The organism is Streptosporangium sp. NPDC087985 (genome assembly GCF_044741965.1).
In the GTDB taxonomy this organism is placed as follows: Bacteria; Actinomycetota; Actinomycetes; order Streptosporangiales; family Streptosporangiaceae; genus Streptosporangium.
The window spans coordinates 1-25,963 of record NZ_JBIUTQ010000032.1 but is presented as its reverse complement, the minus strand read 5'-3'; the positions used below and the strand labels follow the sequence as shown (position 1 = coordinate 25,963).

The window sequence follows — 25,963 nt, the reverse complement described above, 5'->3', positions numbered from 1 at the left end:
TCACAGCATTGAGCGACAGCACTGCTGCCCTTCCGCGGGCCCTCACCCTGCGCTGTACCCCCGAACTCGTTCAGGGTCAGAAGGTGTACGTACGCAACTTCTCGCGGAGCGTGCGTGATGAATGGGAGAAGCTGAGAGGGGACGGGGACGATGAGAAGAGGAACCTTCCTTACTCAACCGCCATCACTTATCTGAAGATCAAAACCGGCGGCTACGTCCACCTCGACCGAGGCCTCGGCTTCCTGGTCTCGCTGGAGAAGATCGACGACGACACCCTGCGCCGTGTTTTCCGGTGCATCGTCGGCTACAGCAAGGGGCTGTCCACCGATCAGGCCATCCTTCTAGACGTCCCGCTGGTGGCCGATGCCATCGCGAGCACGCCTGAGGTGGAGTTCGAGATGGCACGGTCTCTCAAACCGATGCAGGGCAGGCAGCCTCAGTGCCCTGCCTGGATGTACGTGGCTGTGCCTTGGGTGGTCTCCAAGAAGCTCGCTGAGCAGAAGTTCACCATCTATGACCTCGTTCCGATCACTAAGCAGGTTCCTGCCAAGGAGACGGACGGCTCTCTCAAATTGGACGCTGACGGCCGGCAAGTCTTCAAGAACCGCACGATGGGCTGGAAGGCCAACCCGAACAAACGGGAGGTCACGTACCTCCCCGACAGCAGTGGTGGGTTAATCGCTTGGGACCACCCCTTCGGGCGCAAGTACAACATTCGTGACGACGGGACCGTGGTGAACGACGCCACCGCAGCCCAGTACGCGATGTCCAGATTCTCTGTAGTCATGAAGACCGTGCCCAACGTCGTCGACCCCGTCATCTTCCTGGACGCGCACGTAACCCGCGTTCACAGCAACATGGTCTTCGCCAAGTCGACGAACATCTACCAGGGCAGCGATGGTCTTCCGATCCTCTACACCGAACTGGTGCGCAGCGGTAGCGTCCGAGAAGTCAACCATCGGGCGCTGGAGTTGCTCGCGCGCGACAAGATGGACGTCAGTCTTTTGCAGGAACTTCAGGTGCGTGTCACGCAAGAACGGACTGTGCTCGAGAAGGCCGCCGCCAATGGGGAATTCCCGTCGTTCATCACTCCCGACGCCGGAACTATCCGCCCCCTCATGCCGAAGAACGACAACTTCGCCGTGGGCACGGGACCAGGAACCCTTCACCTGCGGCTTCTAGCCGAGCATGTCACCAAGGTGCTCGGCGAGAAAACCAGCTGGGTGAGCTTCGCGGTGGAACCGATGATCTTCGAGCCGCGCCCCACAGACAAACAGAAGATGTCTCCTCAGGAACGGGCTCAACGGATCGAAGCCGGCGAACTCCTCCACACCATCGGCTTTCCCTCACCCGAGGAGATAGCCGCTTCCGTCAACGCTCAAGGCTTCGATCACCTGCGGATCGTATGCCTCTGGTATCGCCACAGCACCCGCCTGCGCATGATCAATGCGCTGTCCCTGGCCTTCCCTGACAGCCCGTCAATCGGTGATCCGCAGTCAGGCGAAGAGGTCCTCCTCGTTCCCGGCATCAGCGTGGTATTCCGCAAGGCTGAACGCTTCCTGTCACACGGCGATGACATCAACCGAGTCGAGGAGTTCAGATCCTTCGAAGGCGACTTCGCTGGTAGCGGCTCGAACGTGATGGTCGCTGCCTGGTGCGAGACCGAGATCCCGCTTGTGAAGAGGAGAGAAGGAGAGAAGCGGAACGCCTACTTGCTCCGAAAGGAGCGGTATGACGGAAAATTCCAAGTCCGCCGCCTTCTGGCCAAAAAGGACTTCGTCTGCCAGTTCACGAAAGGGATGAAGCAGGGGGCGTTCGGAAATCCCAGCACAGAGATCAGCCCTCCGATGCCGGGGAAAGATCACGCCGCTTACATGGCGCTAATGGATCTGTATCGCTCGCTTGGCATCATCGACCAGCGCCTAGCGCGAGCCATCGCCAAGGACAAGAAGGGGAAAGAGGCCGGAAGTATCGTCTACTGCGGTATCCACGTGCGCCGACAGGCAAAGACAGTCGACGACAAACAGACCAAGCGAATTGTCATCGCCACTGCACTGTTCCCTCCTGAAGAGGAGGGCGGTGTCTGGACAATGCGAGCGTGGACGCCACTAACAGGTTCGTGGCTGCCCTACCGACAGGCGATCAACGCTTTCCACGCCAGTGACTACGCACTTCATGTCGACGGGAAGGCCAAGACGGACAAGGAACGCTGGGCAGAGGCAGCGACCCACGTCGAAGACGCGCTCGCCAGCCTCGTCCGAGACGAGTTGGAACCCGGCATGAGCTACGTCGTCATGGTCGACGGGCTTGCCTGCCGTCGAATGTGGACGGGCCTGCACAACGAGAACCAGAGCTACAACGAAGACGACATCACCGATCCGCGCACCTGGCTGCCAGGGCATGGCAAGGGCAAGAACGCACCGCGCAAGAAGCCGAGCGCCGTCATCCGGATGAACGTCGAACCCAAAGAGGTTCCTCAGTACGTTCCTGTTGCTCGTGAGAGCGAATCGGATACCGAGCCGGATTTGATCGATTTCACATCGGCCAAGCTGCACCGCGCCGAGGTTGACTTCGGAGACCCCTTCTGGGTTCTCTTCAACATTCCGCGCAACTACCAGGCAAAGGGCGGAGACTTGGGCAGGACCTTCACACGTTGGGACGCAGATCCGGGCCGGGCCGGCGACGTCGGGGAACGGGAGACTAACCAGCTCAAAACCCCGTGGTATGCCATCACGGCAACCGAGATCTACCCTGTTGGTATCGGCAAGGGCGTCGACAAGGCGATGCTTGCTCGGGCGACCGCGCGTCTGTGCCACCAGACCATCGCCTGGTCTGACCGTTCCCGTTATCCCGTGCCTCTGCATGCAGCGAAACAGATGGATCTCGACCATCCTCAATACCGACGGTCAGCACCGCCCGAGGAGCAGGAAGACGATGCTGCCGACGAATAGGCTGCGCTAGCTCGACTGCCGAACAAGTCGCATTCGGAGGACTTGCCCGCGGCTGATTCGGCAGTTCAGAATGCATGTGAAACAGCCCAGATAACACGATCTCGTTTCGGCAAAGGAGGGCTGGTAATGACTGGTTGCTCGGCGGTTGCTTATTGGTACGCGATACGGGGCGGCATTGCGCATCACCGGCGGGGACTTTGGCAGCGGCAAATCCGGGCGATCTAATAGAAATAGACAGTCTTCGGCATTGGACGACAGTAAAACTGCGAACTTTTAATCCGTAGGTTCAGGATTCGAATCCCTGGCGCCCCACCACCTCACATACCAGATCGCTTTTTCCCAAAGCGGAACTGCTACCTGGCGTCACCTCCTCCATTGAGGAGGAGGATCTCTAGCTTGTCGGTGACGTATCCACACGAATGATTACCGTTTCTTCGGACGTACGAATCCTCTAGTCGCAAGCGGAGTTCGGCTGCACGCGCCCATGCTCCGCGGAACCCAAATTGATCTTGGTGTCAATCCTGGGTCGCGATAAATGCCTTATCGCGACCCAGAACCTTAATCGTTTCAAGATGGGAAGCCGCCCGATGACCAGGCTGGACGACTGGAGGACGGCCTGACCACCCCGTTATCGATGTCCTTCATTACGCTGCCTCAGGCCTCGCTCGTGCCGGTTGAACGGAGGCCGCCCAGCGGCGGCACGACACTCCCCGAATCAGCCACCTCGGCACTCTTCGCCTTGATGGCGTGGGCCCGCTCCTTCTCCACCTCGGTGATGATCTCCTCGGCCTCACGCTGTTCCAGTCCCCACCGGCTCATCAGCGGGCGTCGGCCGACCCGCTGATTGCCCTCACTAAGGCTCTCGATATAGGTGAGCCGCGCCGCCTCGTACCGGTCGGTGGGCAGCACCGGCACCACGCGTTCCACCTCGACGAGAGTCTCAACGGGCTGGCACATGTGCTCCTTGGTCAGCGTCTCGATGGACGGTTGCCGGGTGTTCCGGACGATCCACATGAGCAGTTCGTAGGCGCCCGCGAAGGCCAGCGGTGCCAGAGCGCTGACCAGGCGCGATCCGAGTCCGCCGGACCAGCCGTGCGCCACGTTCGCAGCCAGCGTCACCGCCCCGCCCAATGCAAGCGCCACCCACGCCAGCACCGGCACACGTAGCCGACGACGCGAGCAGTAGACCATCACCAGCGACGCCATGACGATCACACCGTCGGACATCGCCGGATACAGAATGGCCATGTCGTGCCGCTCACCCAGAGCGATCGCCAGACCGTAGAAGTGGTGGTACGAGACGTAGGCGGCCGCGCCAGCGACCGCCAGCAGGACAGCCACCGCAAAGCCCAGGATGATCCGATCCCCGTACCGATCACGCTGAGTACGCTCGACCCAAGCCCCTTCGACCGGAATCACCTCCCCGGCAATTTCTGGTGTCGAGGGGCGGCGCACGGCTTGGCTTCCGGGTTGATCAGGTTGCTGGGATGCAGGAAGGGGTTCGGTGCTGCGATCACCGAGCTCCTGCCCCCTTACCACCGCTGCCCTGAGCGCAGTTGAGATCGTCTGCTGAGGATCCTGAACTGGCGGTTGTTGGGCTTCCCCGGCATGGGCGTGTGCCGCAAGGTAGGACCCAATCTCGTTGAGGTGGGTGTGGGCACCGCCCCCTCTCTGCGCGCCTATTCTGGGCATGAGAGGTCCAGCCACGGAGCGTCGGTGCTGCTCAGGAGATGGGCGAACGGTTCAAGTCCCCCCTCCGACACGAACTCCCATCTGCCGAGCGCCGCTCCCGCGTCGCTGCCACGCCCCCGGGCGGGACCTCATGGCCTATGCCGGATCTGCCGTTTGGCCCGCAGGCGCAACACCAAGGTGCGAATGTAATGCACGGTGCGCGCTGCTGCGAGGCTGGTGGTGACCAATAATCGTCATTCCGGGCGCGCCTGGTCCGGGTACTGCTCCTGTGGCGGCCCGGGGGACCCTCTGCGTCCGCAGCGCTCTTCGGCGCCTCGGCCGTCCGCTCGCAGCGGTCGCGAGGGGGGCGGTACGCGCGCGCCAGCTTACCGCGGTCGCGGCGAGTCACGTCGCATACGAACTGATCAGCGCGATGGCGCCGGGTTCCTGAGCCGCCCGAACTCGGCCTGTGCGGGTCGAGGAGCGGCGCGTGCGCCGCGTCTCGAGACCCAGCCGCCGGTTTCGATACGCGCCTGCGGCGCTACTCGACCCACGCAGCGCGTCAGCCGAGCGCGAGCGACACCCCTGCCACGACGGTGTACGCCGTCACCGCGGCCAGGATGATCGCGAGCGTGCGCCAGCTCTCGCGGGCGCGGAGGCACTGCGCCCCGCCGAGCGCGAACGCGAGGCCGAGCAGCACGAAGCCGATGACGTCGTCCTCGCGCGGGTTCTCGATGATGCCGCCGGCGAGCCGCCAGACGATCGCGCCGACCGCGATGAGGGCTCCCGCGACGACGAGCGCCCAGAGCGCCGCGAGGAGCAGCCCGCGCGGTCGGTCCTCCGACGCGACACCGCCTGCGGGCAGGCTGCGGCGGTCGGGCGCGAGGAGCACGGTCGGCACGACGAGCAGCGCGAGCCATCCGACCGCGAAGATCGCGGCGCCGACGAGGTCGTGACCCTGGATGACCGACGAGACCACGCTGGTGATGCCAATCGCCGCGACCATCGCGACGAACCAGGCGGTGAGCGTCGACCGCCGGCGCGGCAGTACGGCGAGGGCGATGCCCGCGGCGCCGACCGCGCCCATGACCGCGGCGCTCACGGTGTCGGCCGTCCGGTGCAGTTCCGGCGTGCGGGTCCAGCCGTGGTCTGTGGTGTCGGCGAAGCTCACCCACGGCGTGAAGATCGACAGCCACACGCCGAATCCGACGATGAGCAGCAGCGCGATCGCGGCGACGATGATGCGGAACGCGATGTGGCGACGGACTCGCGTGGGTGACGCGGGCGCGGACGGAAACGCTTCGGCGGACAGGGACATGGGATCTCCTTCGGATCATGAACTGGTGGACTGGGTCGTGCTCGACCAGCGTCGCGGCGCGGGGGCGCCCCGGAACAGGGCGAGGGAACCCGTCGACTCGGGCGATGTGCCCGGCCGAACGGGACACTGGCCCGTGGCGTCCCGGGCGCGCGGGCTCCAGACTGATCCCATGTGGGTCCCGAGAGCCGCCGTCGGTGCAGTCGCCGTGCTCGTCGGCGTGGCCGGCCTGGCGGGCGCGGCGGCCGAGGGGTTCGCCGCGGCCGCCTACGGCGCACGGCTCCCCCTCACGCTCGCGCTGGCCGGCACGCTGGTCGGTGTCGGATGGTCCGTCGCCGGTGCGCTCCTCGCCTGGCTCCGCCCCGCCAACGCGATCGGCTGGCTCCTCCTCGTCGTCGGGACCATGACCCAGCTCTCGCTGACCGAGGAGGCGTTCGCCGCGGCCGGATGGCTCGGCCCCGCAGCGGCCGCGGGCGACTGGATGGCACGCGCTCCCGGGCTGGTCCTCACCCTGGTCGGCGGATGGAGCATCATGGCGATGCTGGGCACGCTGCCCGCGTTCTTCCCCACCGGGCGCCCGCCCGGACGTACCTGGTGGTGGCCGGTGGGCGTCGTCGCCCTCGGCGCGGTGCTCATCCAGCTGCACTGGCTCGCGGGGCAGCCGTCGGACGGCCCGCTCCGCGCGGTGTCTTTCGTCGTGTACCTGGCCGGTGCGGCGACGATCTGGGTGCTCGCGATCGTCAGGTTGGCCAGGTCGGCCGCGCCGCGACGCCAGCAGCTCGCGTGGCTGCTCGGCAGCGTCATCCTCATCATCGTGGTGAACTTGCTCGGCGACAGCCTGGTCGCCCAGGTCGCCCAGGTCACGAGCCTGTACCTGCTGCCGGCGGCGATCGCGATCGCGGTGCTGCGCTATCGCCTGCTGGGCATCGACGCGTCACCACGGGCAGATCCGGTGCGGATCGTAGCCGAGATCGGCACGCACGTCGGCGCGCCGGCCGACACCGACGGTGAACTGCTCACCGCGGTACTCGCCGCCGTGCGGCGGTCGGTCGGCGCCCCCGGCGCCCGGATCCGCGACGCCTCCCGATCGGTGATCGCGTGCAGCGGCGACCTGCAGCCCGACGCCGAGCTTCCCGCCACGGCGTTCAGCGCCACCCTGGCGATCGGCGACATGCCGCTCGGCGTGCTCGAGGTCGCGCCGAGATGGCCGGAGGAGGGGTTCGCACGACGCGAGGAACGGATGCTCGCCGCGCTGGCCGCGCAGGTGGCCGCCGTGCTCCACGCGCGGGGCCTGGCCGAACAGCTGGAAGCGCAGCGGGATGCCGCGATGGACGCCCGCACGCGGGAGCGCGAACGGCTCCGCCACGAGCTGCACGACGGGCTCGGACCCGCCCTGACGGGGATGGGACTGGGGCTTGCCGGACTGGAGGACGCGATCCGGGTGTCCAGTGCGACGACCGCGCTGCAGATCACCGGGGTGCTCCGAGCCGAGGTGGCCGGGACCGTGTCGGAGGTGCGTCGCATCCTCGACGACCTACAGCCGGCGGCGCTCGAGGAGCGCGGCTTCGCCGAGGCGCTCCGGCGCGGGGTCGTCTCGGTGGCCGCGACTCTGCCGGTCAGCGTGGAGGTCGGTCCGCTGCCCGCGCTGCCGCCGAGGGTGGAGCAGACGGCCTACCGGGTCGTGGCCGAGGCGGTGACCAACGCCGTCCGCCACGCCGGCGCCACGCAACTCGACGTGTGCGTGCGAGGCGACGAGGGCGACAACCTCGTTATCGACGTGCGCGACGACGGCACAGGATTCGACCCGTCCCGGCCGCCGCGCGGCGGGATCGGCCTGGCCTCGATGCGGGCACGCGCCCGCGAGCTCGGCGGCGAGGTCGCGATCAGCTCGTCGGACGCGGGCACCACGGTGACGCTGAGGGTGCCGACGGCGGTGCGGATCGCATGAGCGCGTCGGTCGATGCATCCGCCCCCGTGCGTCTGGTCGTCGCCGACGACCACCCGATGTTCCGCTTCGGCCTGCGCGCGGCGCTGACCTCCTCACCCGACGTCGAAGTCGTCGGCGAGGCCGCTGACGGCGCGGAGCTGGTCCGTCTCGTGGAGGAACTGTCGCCCGAGGTCGCGCTCACCGACCTTGAGATGCCCGGGGTCGACGGGCTCAGTGCCCTCGCCATGCTGACCGCCCGCTTCCCCGACCTCGGGGTGCTCGTGCTGACGATGCACGCCGACGACGAGCGGCTGCTCGCCGCGGTCCGCGCCGGCGCCCGCGGCTACCTGCTCAAGGGCGCGGAGCGCGAGGAGATCACCCGCGCCGTCCTCGTGGTCGCCGCTGGCGGCACCGTATTCGGCGGAGAGGTCGGCCGCCGGATCGCCGCGTACGCGACACGGCCGCTCACCGCCGCGGGCAAGGTCTTCCCAGAGCTCACCGATCGCGAGCACGAGGTGCTCGGCCTCGTGGCGGCGGGGCTCGGCAACCACGAGATCGCGGCCAGGCTCGTCCTCTCCGAGAAGACCGTGCGCAACCACGTCGCCGCCATCCTCGCCAAGCTCCAGGCGCGCGACCGTGCGGCGCTCGTCGCGCGCGCCCGCGACCGCGGACTCGGGCAGCATCCGGTCGAGTGACGTTGTGCGCGGTCGAGGATCGGCGCCTGCGCCGCGTCTCGAGACCTTGCCGTCGGTCTCGAGACGCCTGCGGCTGGCGTGTTCGATGACCGCGAGGACGTACATGCGTACCCCAGTCAACGTTACCGTCTCGATGAGGTCGGCCGCGAGGAGCGCGTTGGCCTGCGAACGGAGAAAGTCCGACCAGGTCGTGGCTGACCGGTCGGGCGCGGGGTCGATGCCCGCCTCGCGCAGGATCTCCCAGACCGTGGACGGGGCGACCTTCACCCCGAGCACGAGCAGTTCGCCGTGCACCCGCCGATATCCCCAGCTGCTGTTCTCCCGGGCCAACCGCAGCACCAGTGTGCGGATCGAGCGCAGGGTACGCGGCCGGCCACGCCGCCTGGGACGCGAGACGGCGGCATGGCGGCGTGCGACGAGATCGCGGTGCCACTTGAGGATCGTGTCGGCGCGCACCAGCAGCCGCAGCAGCGCGAGCGCGTTCGTGACACCGAGGTACGCCAGTCGAAGGAGCATGAAGCGGCATCGTTGCGCAGTCACCGGTAACGATGGGCGAGGACGACGTACTGGAACCGGGCATGATCGGCCACGAGGGCTGACATCGGCCTCTGAACAGGGCGGATGACATTTCCGGCAGGCACAGCGTTCCCGATGAAGGTGGACTGGGACGTCCTCGCACCCGCGCTCAAGGAGTTCTTCGCGGCTGAGCCTGGCGGGCAGCCGCTCGGAGATGGAAAGATCGACGGGCGCGCCGGTCGGGCGCCGCGCCGTCCTCGGAGCGCCGGAGATCGAGCCCGTGGTCCTGGCCGTCGCTGAACCGGGGGGCCGCGGTCTCCCCCGGCCAGGCCGTACACAACCCACGGCCGCGCGCAGGGCCGGCCGGAAGGGCGCGGACACGGGACACGCGAGAGGACAGATCATGACTTATCCAGATCCGGTCTACTTCGGCGACAAGGGGGAGGTCAACGCGACCTACCGCCCGGCCGCCCACGAGCCCGAGCTGACCTATCGGTCCGGCAACACGGTGCACTACCTGGCGACAGGGGCCTCCACCAACGGCCAGTTCGGCCTCTACCGCTGGGAGATGGGACCGGAGCCGAGCGGACCCGACCAGCACTTCCACCGGTCCATCTCCGAGTCGTTCTTCATCCTCACCGGAACGGTACGGATCTACGACGGCAACCGCTGGATCGACACCAAGCCGGGAGACTTCGTTCACGTCCCCGAGGGCGGCGTCCACGCGTTCCGCAACGAGTCGGGCGAACCCGCGTCAATGCTGCTGCACTTCGCCCCCGGCGCTCCCCGCGAAGGCTACTTCGAGGGCCTGGCGGAGTTCGCCGTCTCCGGCCGTCCCAGCGACGAGGAACTGGCCGCCTTCTACTTCCGCCACGACACCTTCTGGCTCTGACCAGCCGACCCTCACGGGTTCAGGGCCTGAGCAGCCAAATGCCGACAACGCTGGATGTGCCGTCGACGACGGCTGAGGAAAACCAGCTCCTCTTTCAGTGCGAGGCCGCGATCACCGGTAGCGGAAACCGTCGAGGAAGCGGCGGAAGACGCCGCCCAGGCGGGGCAGGGGCTCGGCCGGTGGCGGGGCCACCGCGCGCTGCCGGGCGATGGGCTGGTCGTAGTCGGTCCGCGCGATGGCGTCGACGACCTGGGCCTCGTCGAAGTCCTCGGACCCCTCGATCACCGGCACGAAACCGACCAGCATCCCGTTCCGCATCACCAGCGCTTCGAGACCCGCCGTGCCGTCGGTGTCCCAGTCCGCCTCACGCCCGCCGGACAGTAGGACCCGGACCCCCATCTGGTAACCGCCTCTTGCCAGCTGAGCGTTGATGCCACGGTCACGCAACGCGTCGACCACCCGCCGGGCCCTGTTCTCGTCCATCTCTCCCAAGTTAGCCGGGCCAGACCACCCGCGGGCTCCGGTGCGGGTGTCCGATGGAACACAGCACCCTGCCCTTGACAACCTCCTCCGGCGGGGAGACCGCAGCGGAAGGCCGAGGACGCCGATCGCCCGCCGCTGACCTCCTGCTGCCGGGAGGGAGCCCGCTCCGGGCCACCGGCGAGGTGGGCGCGGCCGGCATCGCCTTTTCGGCCTCAGGCTCTGGCGTTGTTCCAGGTCTCGCTGTTGAGGAAGTAGGTGTCGTAGAGCTCCTGGTCAGGCGCTTCTCGGGCTGACCCCCGGAGGTCAGCCGGCAGTCTCGGCTTTCATGAGGAGCACCCTGGTCCAGGGTGACATCACCACACAGAACGTCGACGCCATCGTCTTCGAAGAGGCGCTCAACGCCGCATGACCTACGGACAGCGAGATCGCTGCCGCACTCACCACCCTTTTCACCGTGGCCGTCTCCGAGAAGCTTGTGCAGCAGATACCCGTGCACTGCACGATGTGCTCCTGCTACCAGAGCCCTCCACCGTCGAGCAGGCGTTCCAGCCGCGCCGCGTGCGGCCGCCAGTCCAGCCCCCTGTCCTCCGCCCAGGTGTCGTCGTGACAGGTCCGCAGGTGACGCGGGCCGGCATCACCGATCACAGTCACCACATCGCCACGGATGCCCCGGGCGCGCATACGCGTGATGAGCTCCAGCGCACCCCACACATTCGCGCCCGTGGCACCACCGACCGCCAACCCGGTGACCTGACGCACCTGGCGGGCGGCGGCCACACTGGCGGCATCCGGCACGGGGACGACCAGGTCGACGAGATCGGGGGCGAATCCCGGCTCCATCCGCGGCCGGCCGATCCCCTCGATCCGGGACGGCATCCCCGTGCTGTAGTCGGCGGCGCCGCTCGCCCAACCCGGAAAGTACGCGGAGTTCTCCGGATCGACCACGGCCAACCGGCCGGGCAGATCGTGGCTGCGCAGGTGACGGCCGACGGCGGCGGACGTGGCGCCGGTGCCCGCACCGACCACCACCCAGCGCGGACACTCCCCCACCTGCCCGAACAGCTCCACCACCGTGGCACCCTCCACGACCTGGCCCGCGGCGATCGCCTGGCGGAAGAGGGCACGCGCCAGCCGGTGCTTGAGGCTGTCCGTCGGCTGTGCCGACTCGTCCTTCAGCCACAGCCGCACTCCCCACCCGGCAGGTAACGGGAACGCGCGGAGCGGTGTGGAACCCGCCTGCTCCATCTCGTCGTCCAGCCTCGCGATCGCCTCCACCGCCCACGCACTGATCATGCGGGCAATCTAACGGAAGGATGGACATCGGCCCTTTTCGGATCTGATCATCGAGGTGTTCCGGGGCAACGGGATTCTGCTGTCGGCGGCGACGACCGTGCGCAGCCGGGCGGGAAGCCGGGTGGGAAGGCGCCACCTCAACGGTCCGTGGCGGCCGGGCCGGGATCAGCGCGCTGGTCCAATGCCTGGATCCACTTGACCGCGACCGCCGCCACCTGAACCAACTCCGCGCGCAACGCCTCCGGGTCGTCCTCGGCGAACGCCTCCAGCACCTCCTCGTGCAGGATGTGCCGCCAGGTCACCCCTCCCTGGGCGTTCGCCTCCTCCAGATCACGCTTGGCCTGATCCGCCGCCGCCGTACGCTCCGGCCCGGTACCGTCCGGATGCTCCTGCCACCCCCACATCGCATCCTGGGCGACCCGCTCGGCCTCAACGTCCGCCAGCACCCGGGCCAGTGAACCGGGAACGCCGAAATCACCATCAGGAAGCGTGAAACGGGTCATGAACGGAGACTCCCTGTCGATTCGGCGATCCGACCGGTCGGCTGATCGGCGGCACAGCAGCGCGGTCCCCGGATGGCGATCCGATCCGCGCCGCACACGCTACCGATTCCGTTCCCTCGCTCTCTGGAGTGCCCGTGCGTAAAACAGCTCCCCGTCTTCACCGCCACCGCCGCCTTCTGAATACGTTCACCGGGTTGTTCTCCGGACGCCGGTACGGCGAGCGGTGTCACGGGCCTGATCGGCGCATGCGATCGGCCTGCAACCCGGTGAACGTCCGTGGTCACCCCCACTCGTGGACGATCACCGGAGCCGGGGCTCGGCCGGGGCGGGCGGCCAGTCCTCCTCTCAGGGCAGGAGCGACGGAGCGGACGGCCCCGCGGGCGCACCCGGCAGCCCGGCGCGGACGGGCAGCAGCGACTCGCACGCCCTCACCGCCGCTCCGTACTTCGTGGAGAGGGCGTCGACGCGGTCGCCCTTGATATCAAAGTTGATCAGTCCGTCCCCGGAGACCGTGACCTCGGGAAAGTCGGGCAGCCCGTGCGAGCGGATGCACTCGGTGAACGCCTTGCCGTCCCCGGCGGACACCGTGGGCGGGGCAGCCGTCCCGCCCACGCCCGCAGCGGTGACCGCGGCGGCGACCGCGACGGCGAGGACCGCGTTCCTGATCGTTGAGCCGTACATGGTGGCTCCTCCGTTCCTGTCGGTGGAACCAGAGAAGCCGAAGGCCGGTTACCGGGCGGGAACAGCGACGGTTACCCCGCTGTAACCGGGGGCGGGGCATCCTGGGGAGATCATGAGGGTGTTGCTGGTCGAAGACCACGAGGAACTGGCCCAGACGGTGGCCCTGGGGCTGCGCCGCGAGGGCATGGCCGTCGACATAGTGCTGGACGGCGATGCCGCGCTCGACCGCACCTCGGCCAACCACTACGACGTCGTCGTCCTCGACCGGGACCTGCCCGGCCTGCACGGCGACGAGGTGTGCAGGTCGCTGGCCGGCGCGGGCTACCCGGCGCGAGTGCTGATGCTCACCGCCGCCGGGACGATCGACGACAAGGTGACCGGGCTGGGCATCGGCGCCGACGACTACCTTCCCAAGCCGTTCGCCTTCGCCGAGCTGGTCGCCCGGATCCGGGCGCTGGCCAGGCGGTCGCGCCCCGCCCTCCCGCCCGTGCTCGTCCACGGTGACCTGCGCCTCGACCCGGCCACCCGGATCGCCACCCGCGACGGGCACCGGCTGCCGCTGAGCCCCAAGGAGTTCGCCGTGCTGGAGCTGCTGCTGGCCGCCGGGGGCGCCGTGGTCTCCGCCGAACAGCTCCTGGAGCGGGGTTGGGACGAGTTCGCCGACCCGTTCACGCAGACCGTGAAGGTGACGATCAGCCGGTTGCGCCGCAAGCTCGGCGACCCGCCGCTGATCGAGACGGTCCCGCAGGCCGGGTACCGGATATGAGGTCGACGGTACGGCTGCGCCCGTTCTTGGTGACCAGGGCAAGACGACCGGTACGGCTGCGCCTGACTCTGCTCTACAGCGGCCTGTTCCTGGTGGCCGGGGTGCTGCTGGTCGCCCTCATCTACTTCCTGGTCGAGCACTCGCCCTTCCCCGGTCCGCCGGCCGCTCCCGCGCCGCCCGCTGGGCTTGACCTGCCGGTCCCGGCGCCCAGGGTGGAGGTACAGCAGGCCCAGGACCTGCGTCGGCTGCTGGTCAACTCCCTGATCGCACTGGCGGTCATGGCGTTCGCGTCCGTGCTGCTGGGCTGGCTCATGGCCGGGCGTGTGCTGCGGCCACTGGGCGACATGACGGCCACCGTCCGGCGCATCACGGCCGACCGGCTCGACCGGCGGCTGGCCGCGGCTGGGCCGGATGACGAGCTCAAGGAGCTGGCCGACACCTTCGACGAGCTGCTGGATCGGCTGGAGGCCGCGTTCACCGCGCAGCGGCGGTTCGTCGCCAACGCCTCCCACGAGCTGCGTACCCCGCTGACGCTGCAGCAGGCCATGGCCGAGGTCGCGCTCGCCGACCCCGACGCCGACGCCGAGTCACTGCGGGCCGTACTGGAACGCCTGCTGGCCGCCGGGCAGCACCAGGAACGGCTCATCGAGGCCCTGCTCACCCTGGCCCGCAGCCAGCAGGGCCTGCACCACCGGCAGCCCCTCGACCTGGCCGCGATCACCGGGCAGGCCCTCGACCAACGTGGCGACCCAGGCGTCCACATCGAGTCCGCGCTTCACCCGGCATCCGCGTCCGGCGACCGCGCCCTGCTCGAACGCCTGGTCGCGAACCTGCTGGACAACGCATTGCGGCACAATGTGCCCGGCGGCTGGATCAAGGTGGCGACCGCCGTACGGTCCGGCCGTCCCACCCTCAGGATCTCCAACAGCGGCCCGGTGATCCCACCCGACCGGGTCCACACCCTCCTGCAGCCCTTCCAACGCCTGGAAACCGGCAGGAAGGCTTCCGGCGACGGCCTGGGGCTGGGCCTGTCGATCGTCACCGCCATCGTCAAGGCCCACCACGGCACCCTGGAGGCCCGCCCCCTCCCGGAAGGCGGCCTCGAGGTGACCGTCACCCTGGACGAGACCCCTGCAGCCTGACGGGCAGATCGCTTGATTCTGAGGTTGTGGCCGACGCTCAGGAGCTGAGGGAGGTTCCGCTCCACGATCAAGCCCAGGAAACGTTAGGGCGTGTATCGAAAGTGGATCTCGGGCGTGGGATGATCTCGGCTCGTGGCACGTGGAGATCTGACGGATGCACAGTGGGCCCGACTGGAGCTACTGCTGCCCAGGGGCAAGAAGCCTGGCCGGCCGTCGATATGGACCAGGCGACAGCTGATCGATGGCATACGGTGGCGGACCCGAGCCGGGACGCCGTGGCGGGATGTCCCCGAGCGGTACGGGCCGTGGGGCCGGGTGTACGACCTGTTCCGACGCTGGCAACGGGACGGCAACCGGCAGCGGATCTTCACCCAGCTCCAGGCCCAGGCCGATGCCAAGGACATGATCACCTGGGACATCAACGTCGACTCCACCGTCTGCCGGGCCCACCAGCACGCCGCCGGGGCGAGAAAAAGGGGGATCTGCAAAAGGAACCGCCCGGCGGGATCGCCACCGAGCCGGACGACCACGGCCTCGGACGCTCGCGCGGCGGCCTGACCACCAAGCTCCACTTGGCCGTCGAGCAGGGCCAGAAGCCTATGTCGATCGTCATCACGGCCGGACAGCGCGGGGACTCCCCGCAGTTCGAGCCCGTCCTGAAGGCGATCTGTGTGCCCCGCATCGGGCCGGACCGACCCCGCACCCGACCCGATCGCGTGCGCGCGGATAAGGCGTATCCCTCTCGAAAGAACCGCGCTTACCTGCGTGGACGCGGGATCCGCTGCACCATCCCGGACAAGGCCGACCACGTCCGCAACCGCCAGAAACTCGGCTCCCGCGGCGGTCGGCCGCCGAAATTCGACAAGACCGACTACCTCGAGCGCCACGCGGTCGAGTGCGGCATCAATCGTCTCAAGAGGCACCGGGCGGTTGCCACAAGGTATGACAAGCTCGCGGTCCGCTACGAGGCGACCGTTCTCGTCGCGGCCATCAACGAGTGGCTGTGACCAGGATCGTTGTGAAAGTGGGCAGGTGGCTTGTGGAGTTCGGGGTGTTCAGGGGTTGATGGTGTGTTCGGTGAACTGGCCGCAGGAGCGGAATCCCAGGCGGCGGTAGACGGGCTCGCCGTCGGTGGACGCCTGCAGGACCGCGATGTGGTGGTTTCGGTCGCGGGCCGTGTGGAGTGCGGCGAGTGTGATGGCACCGCCGTAGCCGCGTCGGCGGTGGGCGGCCAGGGTGCAGATGTTGTAGATCCCGGCAACCCCCGCGTGATGAAACACTTCGGCCGAGCAGACCGGACGGCCGTCTACGTAGCCGACCAGGTAACGGGCCGGACAGTGCGCGGCCAGGGCCTGCGGGGCGGCCTGGGTGAAGAAGCGGCGGACGGTGTCAGCGGGCGGGGTCCAGTTCGCGGCGAGAACCGCGGCGTAGTCGGCGAGCTGTTCGGGCGTGGCCACCGTCTGGATGTCCAGTCCTGGGGCGGCGGGCAGCGGCAGGGTGTCGTCCAGCTCGGCCCACATCGCCGTCTCGCGTTCGGATGCTGGCAGACCAGCCGCCGTCAGGCGGGCGGTGAGGTCCGGTGGCCTCGAGGCGGGCCCTACCCACCAGGAGAAGCGGCGGCCGGTGCGAGCCAGTGTCCGGGCGGTCTCGGTGATACGTGCCGTAGCGGTGGTGACGGTGAAGCGGGCCGCGGCAACGATGTTGAAAGTGTCGTCGTCCAGGCTGCTGTCGGCGACTAGGAGGTCATCAGTCTCTGTAACGGTCGCACCGCTCATGCTCCGATGCAGGTGACAGGCATGTTCCGCCAGATTCTGCTCCATCCTGTCCGTCAAGTCGGCGTCATTGAGAAAATGGACATTCATAACGAATGATCCCATCATGACTGGGCGCAGGTTGCACGTGATTTTGGATCGCTCGCCGACGGTGTCACGTCGGCGACCAGCACATTCGATACACGCCCTAGCTGGCATCGAGAACGAAGAACAGGAAGCACAGGAAGGTCGAGTCGGCTTCTTTGAGGACGTCGGGGAACAGTTCGTGGGCGCCTGGCGCTGGGTGCGGTTCGCTGATGACGGCGATCCGGAAGCCGGCCGCGGTGAAGGCGTCGGTCATCGCGTGCAGCGGCCGGTGCCAATACGTCAGCACGGCGCTCTGGCCGCTGAAGGTGTAATCCTCGGAGTACTCGCGGGGCGCGAAATAACCGGCATCGGGATAGAGCAACCTGTGGACGAAGGGGTGATTGACTGCCACGATGAGTCGGCCGCCGGGCGCCAGCACGCGCCGCAGTTCGGCGAGCGGTGCCTTCCAGTCCTCCAGGTAGTGCAGGACCAGGCACACGATGGCATCGTCGAACGCGCCGTCAGGGAACGGCAGAGGACCGCCGCCCAGACCAGCCTGATGCAGGGCCGCACCCTCGCCGAGCCGTTGCCGGGCCAGGTCCAGCATCTTGGCGCTGGGGTCGACGCCGGTTACGATGGCGCCCTGCTCGCGCAGCGCCGCGAGCAGAGGACCGGCACCGCAGCCGACATCGAGGATCCGCCGCCCGGCCACGTCCCCGGCCAGGTCCAGGATCGCGGGCCGCGTGTAGTAGCCGTTGATGAGGTTGGCCTCGGTTTCGACCGCGTACGCCTCGGCGAAGCTGTCGTAGTCGTTGGCCACCGCCTGGTCGGCGGGCCCGGCGGAGTTCTCGATCGCGGGAGACATGCGGCCCATCCTGGCTTACTGCCAGCGAGACTTGGCCCCACCTTCACGTCGCCGTTGATAGGCGCAGACACAGTCGATGAGGGAAACTCCGGCGCGGCATCGAACCAATGGCCGTGTAGTGGCATCCAACAAGATCACAGCACCGGAGGGGACTCATGTGATCATCTGGTTGAACGGCACTATTGGGGCAGGTAACCATGTCACCGTGGCTGGGCCTTTCGATAGGCGACCGGAGCTGCGCATGACGCAGGGTGCCCTCGCAGCCGTGAACATGTTCCAGGCATGGTGATCCGCAAACGCGCCCCACGCTCCACGCAGCGAATCGACGTGACCCGCCTTCCCGAAGACGTCGTGGCGCTCATCGACGCCCTCGAGCCCGGCGAGAACTTGATCGTCACGCGTGACGGCGAGTCGATCGCGACGATCTCCAGCACCATCGACGTGCTCCAAGGCGCCATCGTCGATCGCGACACGCCAGAGGAGGCCAACGACCAACCACCGATCGACTACGACAACGTGACCGTCGTCGCCACCGCGATGAAGCTGTCAAAGGCGGCCCGGATGTCGCTGTCCACCCAACTGGGGGCGGACTACATCGTGCTCGACATGCTCGCGGCTCCCACAACGGCCGACGTACTGCTGGCACCAGCAGGCAGCCCGCAGCTGATCGCCAGTCTCCGATCGATGTTCCCAAAAGCTCGTGTCATCATCACCGAAATCGAGGACCACGAGCTCGGAGTCAATTACCAAGGCCCGGTCCAACGCCTGCTCAACGCCGGCGCCGATGCCTACCTGCCCGCGACGAGCGTCCCTCGTCTGGCCAGGCAGCTCGACTACACGCTCACTCATGGGCTTCAACTCACCGGCGGGGTCGCCACGCCACGAGAGATCGCACCGGCCACGGAACCACCAGATCCCGAAGATGACTGACCCCGTTGCTGCTCCTCACGCGAACCACGAGATCAACTCGTTCGCCGAACGCCGGGTCCCTCAGCCACGGCGGACCTACGTGCCTAACGTGTGCCTTAACGACCATCAACCAGCTGACCAGCCAGATCGCTTGCCGAGTCTAGATAACGATGGCGCCCGCTGTCGCCAGGCGCGAGCAAGCTGGTGAGCTCCGCGATGGCTTCCGGGGACGGGTGAAAGTAGCGGCGTACATTTTCCGGCTTCTTGTGCCGCGACTTGGCCATCAGCATCAGCAGGCTTGCTCCGGCCTGCCCGAGGTGAGTCAGGGCCGAGTGGCGGAACTCGTGCAGGTCCCAGCCCGTGCCCGGACCGCCGATGGCGGTGGGCTCGTCCAGTAGGGTACGGGCCTGCCCATACGACAGCAGGTGGCGAGCCTTAGTAGCACAGATAATGCTACGACAATGCCGTCATCGAGTCGTTCTGGAGGCGGATGCAGACCTAGCTGCTCAACCGCAAGCGGTGGAAGGCTCGCATCGAGTTCGTGAACGCGATCTTCGGGTACCTGGAGACCTTCCACAACCGGCAACGACGACACAGCGCACCGGGAATGCTCACACCCATCGAGCAGGGGATGCTTTACCCAAACGCCCAGTCGGCATGAAAGTCAACCAAGCCGACTCCACCGACCTCGGAGTACAGCACTCTACGAAGCCCGGAGTGATTCGGTCAGGGGCCAGACTCGATGCAAAGGGGCCAACTATCGTGAAAGGTCACATTTCATGAGGATCACACTGGTCCAGGGTGACATCACCACGCAGAACGTCGACGCCATCGTCAACGCCGCCAATTCCTCCCTCCTGGGCGGCGGCGGAGTCGACGGGGCCATCCACCGGCGCGGCGGCCCCGCGATCCTCGCCGCCTGCCGCGAACTGCGCGCTTCGCGCTACGGCAGGGGACTACCGACCGGCCAGGCCGTGGCCACCACGGCCGGCGACCTCCCGGCCCGCTGGGTCATCCACACCGTCGGCCCGGTCTTCTCCGCCGGAGAGGACCGCTCGGAACTGCTGGCCTCCTGCTACCGCGAGTCCCTCCGCATCGCCGACGACCTGGGCGCGACCAGCGTCGCGTTCCCCGCCATATCCACCGGTGTCTACGGCTGGCCGGTCGACGACGCCGCCCGCATCGCGATCGGCACCGTACGGGCCACCCCGACCCGGGTGACGGACATACGGTCCGTGCTGTTCACCCCGGACGCGTACGCCGCCTTCGAAAAGGCGCTCAACGCCGCGGGACCTACGGACAGCGAGATCGCCGCGACGCTCGCCGCCCAACCGGCCGAATCGTGGGAAGAACTGTTCGCGCTCGCGGACCGCCTCACTCCGGCCGACCTCCAGACCCCCTGGGGAGGAGGACAGAGACGGGAGAGCGGCGCCATCCAGGTCCCGTATCCCGTCTACAGCGATACCGTCTCGGCCATCACGGACCTCCTGTACCGGTTGAACGTGCTCGTGGTATTCGACTGGCCGAGCTGGTACCACCAGGACCGCTACCCGGGCGGGCGGGGACTGGCCGATGCCCCGGTGGCCCAGGCCGCCCGCCTGGCCACCTCCATCATCCGAGGCGAACGGTTCTGCGACGGGGCGATCGCCGGAGCGCTCAGGGACGGCACGATGCAGGCGATCCTCCACCGGCTCCGCCGCTGGTACGCGGAAGAGCGGCCTACCGGCTGACCAGGTCAGGTGCGGCCAGGACAGGAGCAGGTACCGCGGAGCTCCGGGTACGCCACCGCGGAGGAGAGTGCCGAGTGCCTCGACTCCCGATTCGGCGGCCCAGCCTCAGCTCCGGCCTGGGGAGAGACCCGGCACTATTCCTCCAGGAGATACCGGGTGGTGTCGGTGCGGTCCTCGGCCAGCCGCAGCCGGCGGTCCACCCCGATCTCGGCGAGGAACCGCTCGTCGTGGCTGACCACCACGAAGGCGCCCTCGTATGACCGCAGGGCGCCTTCCAGCTGAGCAACGCTGACCAGGTCGAGGTTGTTGGTCGGTTCGTCCAGCAACAGCAGCTGGGGCGCCGGTTCGGCGCACAGGACGCAGGCCAGGGTGGCGCGCAGCCGCTCGCCGCCGGACAGCACCCCGACCGGGAGGTGAACGCGGGAGCCCCGGAACAGGAAGCGGGCGAGCAGATTCATCCGCTGCGCCTCCGGCATCCCGGGCGCGGCCGCGGCCAGGTTCTCCGCCACGGTACGGTCGAGGTCCAGCAGGTCCAGCCGTTGGGACAGGTAGGCGACCCGGCCGTCGGCCCGCCTGGTCTCGCCGCCCCCCGGCTCCAGCTCGCCGTTGATCACGCGCAGCAGGGTGGACTTGCCAGCGCCGTTGGGGCCGGTCAGAGCGATCCGCTCGGGCCCCCGGATCACCAGGTCGACACCCTCCCCGGCGAAGAGGACCCGCTCACCGTGGCGAACCTGCATCCGTTCGCCGAGGAAGACCGTACGTCCGGCCGGGACGTTGGTCCCGGGCAGTTCCAGCACGATCTTCTGCTCGTCGCGCAGGGCACGGCCCGCCTCGTCGAGCCGGGCCCTGGCCTCGCCGACCCGCGCGGCGTGCGTCTCGCCCGACTTTCCCGCCGACTCCTGGGCACGCCTCTTCAGCGTCCCGGCGAAGATCTTCGGCAGGCCGGCGTTCTTGAGGTTGCGGGCGGCGTTGCCGGCCCGGCGCTCGGCCCGCTCCCGGGCCTGCTGCATCTCCCGCTTCTCCCGCTTGACCTCCTGCTCGGCGTTGCGGATGTTTTTCTCGGCGACCTCCCGCGCGGCGCGCACGGCCTCCTCGTACTCGGTGAAGTTCCCGCCGTAGGAGCGGACCTCGCCCCGGTCGAGTTCGGCGATGCGGTCCATCCGGTCGAGCAGTGCCCGGTCGTGGCTGACCAGCAGCAGGCAGCCGTTCCAGTCCTCAAGCACGCCGTAGAGCTGGTGGCGTGCGTCGAGGTCGAGGTTGTTGGTCGGTTCGTCGAGCAGCAGGACGTCGGGCCGTTTCAGCAGCTGTGCCGCCAGGCCGAGGGAGACGACCTGGCCGCCGCTGAGGGTGTGCAGGCGCCGGGTGAGGGAGACGTCCCCGAGGCCGAGCCGGTCCAGCTGGGCACGGGTGCGCTCCTCGATGTCCCAGTCGTTGCCGACCGTGGTGAAGTGTTCCTCGCTCGCGTCTCCGGACTCGATGGCGTCCAGTGCCCTGATCACCGGGGCGATCCCCAGGACCTCGGCCACGGTCAGGTCGCCGACGAGCGGCAGCGTCTGGGGCAGGTAGCCCAGCACCCCCTGCACCGTGACCGAGCCGGCGGCCGGGCGAAGTGCGCCGGCGATCAGTCTGAGCAGCGTGCTCTTGCCGGCACCGTTGGGCGCCACCAGGCCGGTGTGCCCCGCGGGGACGGTGAACGAGAGGTCCTCGAACACCGGGGTGTCGTCGGGCCAGGAGAAGGACAGGTTGGAGATCACGATCAGGGCGTCGGACATCGAATCGCTTCCGCGTTCGGCCGGTACGGCGGAGCCCGCCCGGCGAAATGGTCAGGACAAGGAGACATCGCCAACCGGCGGTCACGCGATGGGCGCGTCACCGATGGCCATGGGATCCGGGATCACCCGGAGATGTCGTCGTCGCCTGCCATGTCGTGCTCCGTATCCGCCATTACTGCCCGGATACGGTATCAGCCGAGAGCCCTTTTTTCCGTTTCAGCGGGCGCACCAGCCCCAGCTCAACCCAGATAGATCCGTTCGAGGAACGCGCCCCGTTCGGCCCGTTTGACCTCTGCGATCTTCTCGATGTCCCGCCACTCGTGCCCGTGGACCTGGGCGACGGCCCGGAGGACTTCGAGCACGTCGGCGATCTCCTCCGCCACCTCGGCCGCCGGAGCCTCGCTGAGCTCCGTCGACTCCTCGAACAGCTTCTCCAGCAGAGCCCTGCGGTAGTCGGCATCGCCGAGAACGGTCACCACCGGGTCTCCGCCGTGCTCACGGATGATGTCCGGAATCCTGTCTCGCACGAGCTTTCCCATGTCCGGCCTCTCCTCGGCACGCGCACAGCTGTCTTCCGAAGCTCCAGAGACTATCTCGGCACAGGCGTCCAGGCCGTACGGGTTCCCGCAACACCGACGGTGAAAATAGCCTGCATACAACTAAATACACATCGAGGGTGGCGAAGCCGTATGAGTATGGATTTCTTTCACCCGGAGCCGACCGCGCGGTCCTCGTGGCGCCGGGCCGTACTGATGGGGGCGAACACCCGCACGTACAAGTTCGCGCTCGGCGCGGCACTCCTGGACGCGGCCGCCGAAGGACGATCGGAGATCCTCCTCAAGGACCTGGCGGTGCCGTACGCGATGAGCCTGGTGCGGCATCTCGGCCAGGCACCGCAGGTGTCCTCGAAAGTAGTGACGGGAGAATCGGACTTCCTCGCGGTGGCCGAACGGGAGGCCGCAGAGTCACTGAGGCTCGGGCACCCCACCGAAGAACTCCTGGCGGCAGCCGTCCGGTCCATGCCCGCGATGGTGATGCGGAAGTTCCACAACCTGCGGGGCGGAGCGGAGGTGCCGCACCGCTTCTACGGAGTGACGGGAAGCTCCCGGGAACGGGTCGTCCAGCTGAGCGACCGGCTCCGCGAAATCGCCCAGTCGGAGCAGGCCGCGAGCCTGCGGAGTGAACTGGTAGCCCGCTGGAGCATCGTGGAGACGTCCTTCGCCGCCGATATCGGCCGGAGTCTGATCCTTGAGGGCGTCGCCGTGGACATGACCACACTGCAGATCACCGACAGACAACGGCGCCGGTCGATCAGCGGCGTCACCGACGCGGTCATCGGCTTTCAGCACGGTCTCTGCATGATCTGCGCGGAACCCGTCACGCCCGGTATCGACGACATCGCCGTCGACCACGTGTTCCCCTACTCGTCCATGAGGCTTCTCCGCCCCGGAGACCGGGGGGCGGCGCCGGACCTGGACGCGGTCTGGAACCTGGCCCCCACGCACGCGCCGTGCAACACCCACAAGAGCAACCGGCCGCCCACGCCGGCGGAGATGACCAGGCTGGCGCAGCGGAACGAAGCGATCATGCAGTCACCGCGTCCACTCAGGCGGACCCTCCAGCTGACCCTGCAGCGCAACGGATACACCGGCACCCGGCCAGGCGAATGGCTCACGTTCATCCAGCGGGTCCCCGGCCTCATGTGAAGCGCCTTACCTCGCCCGGACACTGGAGAGCTCGGCATTACTCCGGGCGGTGGGGGTGGAGCCAGGACCGGCGGCGAGAGTCCCGATCGTCGCCGCCGGTCCTGGGTCAGGAGGACGGGTGATGATCGGGGAAGGCCGGTGCCCCTGGGGGAAGATGGGCACCGGCCTTCCTGGGCAGTCCATCGTTCGGCACGGGGGCACTCGAACGTGGACTGGTCTTGGCGGGCAGCGCGAAACCGACGGCCTTCCCGGGAGTGCCGGTCGCGCACATCCGGGTCTGGTACGCCTGGCAGCGACCTCCGGACAGCAGGTGCACCAGCAGCAGACCACGGCCATGTTCGGCGAACAGGCTCAACCCGGGCTCGTCGCCGCAGGCGCGCAGCCGATCAAGGATCGCGGGAATGCCGTCGAGGTCCCGGTCGCCGTCGGCGATCTCGCACCAGGCCGGTTGGCCACCCAACGAGACGATGCGCAGTTCGAAGGGGCCGCACGCGTGCTCCTCAGCGTTGGCCGCGAGCTCGGCGATGGCGGTCTCAGCGTCGTTGATCTCCTCGTCACCGGCTCCAGCCTTCGACAGCACCTCGCGGACCAGGGTGCGGGCCCGGCGCGAAGCCGTACCGGCCTGCAGGATGCGCACCAGAACGTGGTAGCCGCCCAGGGGCTTCCAGCCGTCGATTGGCGTGCCGGCGTCGAGCATCCACTGCGGGACCACGTCGCACCTCCCCATGTCCAGGTGAAGATCACCATCGGGCGTTACACTCAACGCAACCAACTCCTCACCAAGAGTTGCCTATCGGTGAGTCGCCGCCCAGAGGGCAGGTGTTGCCGTGGCGTTGCGGCAACAGTCGAAGGGAGCCCCGCCATGGAGTCCGGCCCCATCAGCGCATCGGCGCACATGTTCGGGGTGGTCCTGCGGCACCTGCGCGGCCGGGCGAAAATGTCGCTGCGTGAGCTGGGCAAACAGGCGCTGTACGACTACACGCGCCTCTCACGCGCCGAAAACGGCGAGATCCTCATTCCGCTGGAACAGGTTCGGCAGCTCGACCACCTGCTCAATGCCGGTGGAACGCTCATCGCGTTACGCGAGGCGGCCGACTGCGACGCCGAGCCGAGATCACCCGTCTTACCCGGTAGCGCCTGCGAGGACGGACCGGTCATGCTGGAGTTGCGCACACCTGACGGAGGGAGCGTCCACGTGACCATGTCACGGCGTCAGTTCGCCCAGCTGCTCGCCGGCGGCGCGCTCTCCTCACTCCTGCCCAGCGGCCTCGACCTCGCCCAAACCGAACCGCTCGCTCGCGCGATCGAGCAGCCCACCCGGCTCGACGCCGACGTCATCGACTACTTCCGCCGCCTGCTGGCCGAGCACTACGCCGCCGACAAGATGCTCGGCCCCCGGATGCTGCTCCGGCCGGTGCTGGCACAGATCGACGTCCTGAACGAACTCCGACGCGGTGCCCGCGCCTCCCAGACGGAGCCGTTGTTTCAGGTCCTGGCGCAGTACGGGGAGATGGCCGGGTGGCTGCACCAGGACATCGGCAACATCGATGCGGCGCGGCACTGGTCCCGGCTCGCGGCCGAATGGGCCCAGTGCGCCGGCGACCAGCAGATGGCCGCCTACATGCTCATACGCGGCTCCAACATCGCCTGCCTCACCGATGACCCGGCAGCCGTCGTCCAACTGGCCTCAGCCGCCCGCCGATCCCCCGGCCCGCTCGAACCGAAACTGCTCGCGCTGGCCAGTCAGCAACAGGCACGCGGGCACGCCATGCTCGGCGAGTACGGCCGCTGCTTCACCCTCCTGGACGAGGCCGCCAACCTCCTGAACGACCATCCGCATGTCAGCGATCCGACCGCACCGCTCTACCTGCACCACTACGACCTGGACACGCTCCAGGAGCAGAGCGCGGTCTGTCACCGTACCTCCGGCCACGCGGACGCCGCCGTGACCATCCTGGAAAACCAGATCACCAAAACAGCCGAGAACCTGGCCCGCGACCGCGGCCACCTCACCGCGAAACTCGCCGTCGCCGTCTCTCAGGCCAGCCGGCCCGATCCGAGCCGCGCCACCCACCTGGGACTCACCGCGCTCGGCATCGCCCAGCAGACCGGCTCCGCCCGGATCATGCGCGAGCTTCACACTCTGGATGACGAGCTTCAGACTCGCTGGCCGGGCCGCAAGGAGAACCACGCCCTACACGACGCACTAGGGGCTGTACGGAGTTGAGATCAGAAGGATTCGCCTGCGCCTCGGTCCCTGATGCTGATAGTTCATCGCCATGGCGCGTGGAGACCTCACCGACGAGGA

General features: G+C 67.9%; 21 protein-coding genes and 2 pseudogenes. 12 read left to right on the top strand and 11 right to left on the bottom strand.

Features of this window, described 5'->3' with window-relative positions:
- Window positions 1–8 precede the first annotated feature (8 nt).
- The gene (locus ACIN94_RS31500; protein WP_400714207.1) at window positions 9–2,951 is read left to right on the top strand and encodes an RNaseH domain-containing protein; all 2,943 of its coding nucleotides are present in this window, start codon (window positions 9–11) and stop codon (window positions 2,949–2,951) included.
- Between the two features lie 654 nt (window positions 2,952–3,605).
- On the opposite strand, the gene ACIN94_RS31495 is transcribed toward ACIN94_RS31500, so the two are convergent.
- Window positions 3,606–4,292 (bottom strand): DUF2637 domain-containing protein, encoded by a 687-nt coding sequence (locus ACIN94_RS31495; RefSeq protein WP_400714204.1) that lies wholly within the window; start codon window positions 4,290–4,292, stop codon window positions 3,606–3,608.
- An 892-nt stretch (window positions 4,293–5,184) separates the two neighbouring features.
- Window positions 5,185–5,940, bottom strand: a complete 756-nt coding sequence (locus ACIN94_RS31490; protein WP_400714202.1) for a hypothetical protein — start codon at window positions 5,938–5,940, stop codon at window positions 5,185–5,187.
- A gap of 169 nt (window positions 5,941–6,109) precedes the next feature.
- On the opposite strand from ACIN94_RS31490, the gene ACIN94_RS31485 reads away from it, so the two are divergent.
- The 3 genes from ACIN94_RS31485 to ACIN94_RS31475 all read left to right on the top strand — a co-directional run bounded on the left by ACIN94_RS31485 (window position 6,110) and on the right by ACIN94_RS31475 (window position 9,967).
- On the top strand, window positions 6,110–7,885 hold the full coding sequence (locus ACIN94_RS31485) for an ATP-binding protein (RefSeq protein ID WP_400714200.1): 1,776 nt from the start codon (window positions 6,110–6,112) through the stop codon (window positions 7,883–7,885).
- Window positions 7,882–8,559 (top strand): response regulator, encoded by a 678-nt coding sequence (locus ACIN94_RS31480; RefSeq protein WP_400714197.1) that lies wholly within the window; start codon window positions 7,882–7,884, stop codon window positions 8,557–8,559. Before ACIN94_RS31485 ends, ACIN94_RS31480 begins: the two co-directional genes overlap by 4 nt.
- Window positions 8,560–9,478: 919 nt before the next feature.
- Window positions 9,479–9,967, top strand: coding sequence for a cupin domain-containing protein (locus tag ACIN94_RS31475; RefSeq protein ID WP_400714194.1), 489 nt, complete (start codon window positions 9,479–9,481; stop codon window positions 9,965–9,967).
- 111 nt (window positions 9,968–10,078) lie between these two features.
- Here the strand turns inward: ACIN94_RS31475 and ACIN94_RS31470 are convergent, their stop codons facing one another.
- From ACIN94_RS31470 to ACIN94_RS31455, 4 genes are all read right to left on the bottom strand, one after another.
- A complete protein-coding gene (locus ACIN94_RS31470; protein WP_400714192.1) occupies window positions 10,079–10,450 on the bottom strand; it encodes a hypothetical protein in 372 nt (123 codons plus the stop codon).
- Window positions 10,451–10,963: 513 nt separating this feature from the next.
- Window positions 10,964–11,743: a pyridoxal-phosphate dependent enzyme gene (locus ACIN94_RS31465; protein WP_400714189.1), complete on the bottom strand. Its 780-nt coding sequence runs from the start codon at window positions 11,741–11,743 to the stop codon at window positions 10,964–10,966.
- Between the two features lie 137 nt (window positions 11,744–11,880).
- Window positions 11,881–12,246 (bottom strand): hypothetical protein, encoded by a 366-nt coding sequence (locus tag ACIN94_RS31460; RefSeq protein WP_400714186.1) that lies wholly within the window; start codon window positions 12,244–12,246, stop codon window positions 11,881–11,883.
- A gap of 345 nt (window positions 12,247–12,591) precedes the next feature.
- Entirely contained in the window at window positions 12,592–12,927 is a 336-nt protein-coding gene (locus ACIN94_RS31455; RefSeq protein WP_400714183.1) for a hypothetical protein, read from the bottom strand.
- Between the two features lie 112 nt (window positions 12,928–13,039).
- On the opposite strand from ACIN94_RS31455, the gene ACIN94_RS31450 reads away from it, so the two are divergent.
- The 3 genes and pseudogenes from ACIN94_RS31450 to ACIN94_RS31440 all read left to right on the top strand — a co-directional run bounded on the left by ACIN94_RS31450 (window position 13,040) and on the right by ACIN94_RS31440 (window position 15,842).
- Window positions 13,040–13,693 (top strand): response regulator transcription factor, encoded by a 654-nt coding sequence (locus ACIN94_RS31450; protein WP_400714180.1) that lies wholly within the window; start codon window positions 13,040–13,042, stop codon window positions 13,691–13,693.
- Window positions 13,690–14,835, top strand: coding sequence for a sensor histidine kinase (locus ACIN94_RS31445; RefSeq protein WP_400714177.1), 1,146 nt, complete (start codon window positions 13,690–13,692; stop codon window positions 14,833–14,835). The genes ACIN94_RS31450 and ACIN94_RS31445 overlap by 4 nt, the downstream gene beginning before the upstream one ends.
- A gap of 132 nt (window positions 14,836–14,967) precedes the next feature.
- Window positions 14,968–15,842: pseudogene (locus ACIN94_RS31440) on the top strand (IS5 family transposase).
- A gap of 48 nt (window positions 15,843–15,890) precedes the next feature.
- Here the strand turns inward: ACIN94_RS31440 and ACIN94_RS31435 are convergent.
- On the bottom strand, window positions 15,891–16,610 hold the full coding sequence (locus tag ACIN94_RS31435) for a GNAT family N-acetyltransferase (protein WP_400714174.1): 720 nt from the start codon (window positions 16,608–16,610) through the stop codon (window positions 15,891–15,893).
- A 184-nt stretch (window positions 16,611–16,794) separates the two neighbouring features.
- Window positions 16,795–17,547 (bottom strand): methyltransferase domain-containing protein, encoded by a 753-nt coding sequence (locus ACIN94_RS31430; protein WP_400714171.1) that lies wholly within the window; start codon window positions 17,545–17,547, stop codon window positions 16,795–16,797.
- Window positions 17,548–17,820: 273 nt separating this feature from the next.
- Between ACIN94_RS31430 and ACIN94_RS31425 the strand changes: the two genes are divergently transcribed.
- From ACIN94_RS31425 to ACIN94_RS31415, 3 genes and pseudogenes are all read left to right on the top strand, one after another.
- Window positions 17,821–18,468, top strand: coding sequence for a hypothetical protein (locus tag ACIN94_RS31425; RefSeq protein ID WP_400714169.1), 648 nt, complete (start codon window positions 17,821–17,823; stop codon window positions 18,466–18,468).
- 758 nt (window positions 18,469–19,226) lie between these two features.
- Window positions 19,227–19,730, top strand: a pseudogene (locus ACIN94_RS31420) (O-acetyl-ADP-ribose deacetylase); the annotation flags it as partial.
- Window positions 19,731–19,754: 24 nt separating this feature from the next.
- Window positions 19,755–20,177: a DUF6508 domain-containing protein gene (locus ACIN94_RS31415; RefSeq protein WP_400714228.1), complete on the top strand. Its 423-nt coding sequence runs from the start codon at window positions 19,755–19,757 to the stop codon at window positions 20,175–20,177.
- 134 nt (window positions 20,178–20,311) lie between these two features.
- Here ACIN94_RS31415 and abc-f read toward each other — a convergent pair whose 3' ends face one another.
- Together abc-f and ACIN94_RS31405 are read right to left on the bottom strand one after the other, a co-directional pair.
- The gene (gene abc-f / locus ACIN94_RS31410; RefSeq protein ID WP_400714166.1) at window positions 20,312–21,949 is read right to left on the bottom strand and encodes a ribosomal protection-like ABC-F family protein; all 1,638 of its coding nucleotides are present in this window, start codon (window positions 21,947–21,949) and stop codon (window positions 20,312–20,314) included.
- A gap of 239 nt (window positions 21,950–22,188) precedes the next feature.
- Window positions 22,189–22,488, bottom strand: coding sequence for a hypothetical protein (locus ACIN94_RS31405; RefSeq protein WP_400714163.1), 300 nt, complete (start codon window positions 22,486–22,488; stop codon window positions 22,189–22,191).
- A gap of 150 nt (window positions 22,489–22,638) precedes the next feature.
- On the opposite strand from ACIN94_RS31405, the gene ACIN94_RS31400 reads away from it, so the two are divergent.
- A complete protein-coding gene (locus tag ACIN94_RS31400) occupies window positions 22,639–23,655 on the top strand; it encodes a hypothetical protein (RefSeq protein WP_400714160.1) in 1,017 nt (338 codons plus the stop codon).
- Between the two features lie 106 nt (window positions 23,656–23,761).
- On the opposite strand, the gene ACIN94_RS31395 is transcribed toward ACIN94_RS31400, so the two are convergent.
- A complete protein-coding gene (locus ACIN94_RS31395; RefSeq protein ID WP_400714157.1) occupies window positions 23,762–24,418 on the bottom strand; it encodes an ATP-binding protein in 657 nt (218 codons plus the stop codon).
- A gap of 99 nt (window positions 24,419–24,517) precedes the next feature.
- Between ACIN94_RS31395 and ACIN94_RS31390 the strand changes: the two genes are divergently transcribed.
- Window positions 24,518–25,882 carry a multiprotein-bridging factor 1 family protein gene (locus tag ACIN94_RS31390; protein ID WP_400714154.1) on the top strand — a complete coding sequence of 455 codons (1,365 nt, stop codon included), beginning with the start codon at window positions 24,518–24,520 and terminating at the stop codon, window positions 25,880–25,882.
- Window positions 25,883–25,963: the final 81 nt, after the last annotated feature.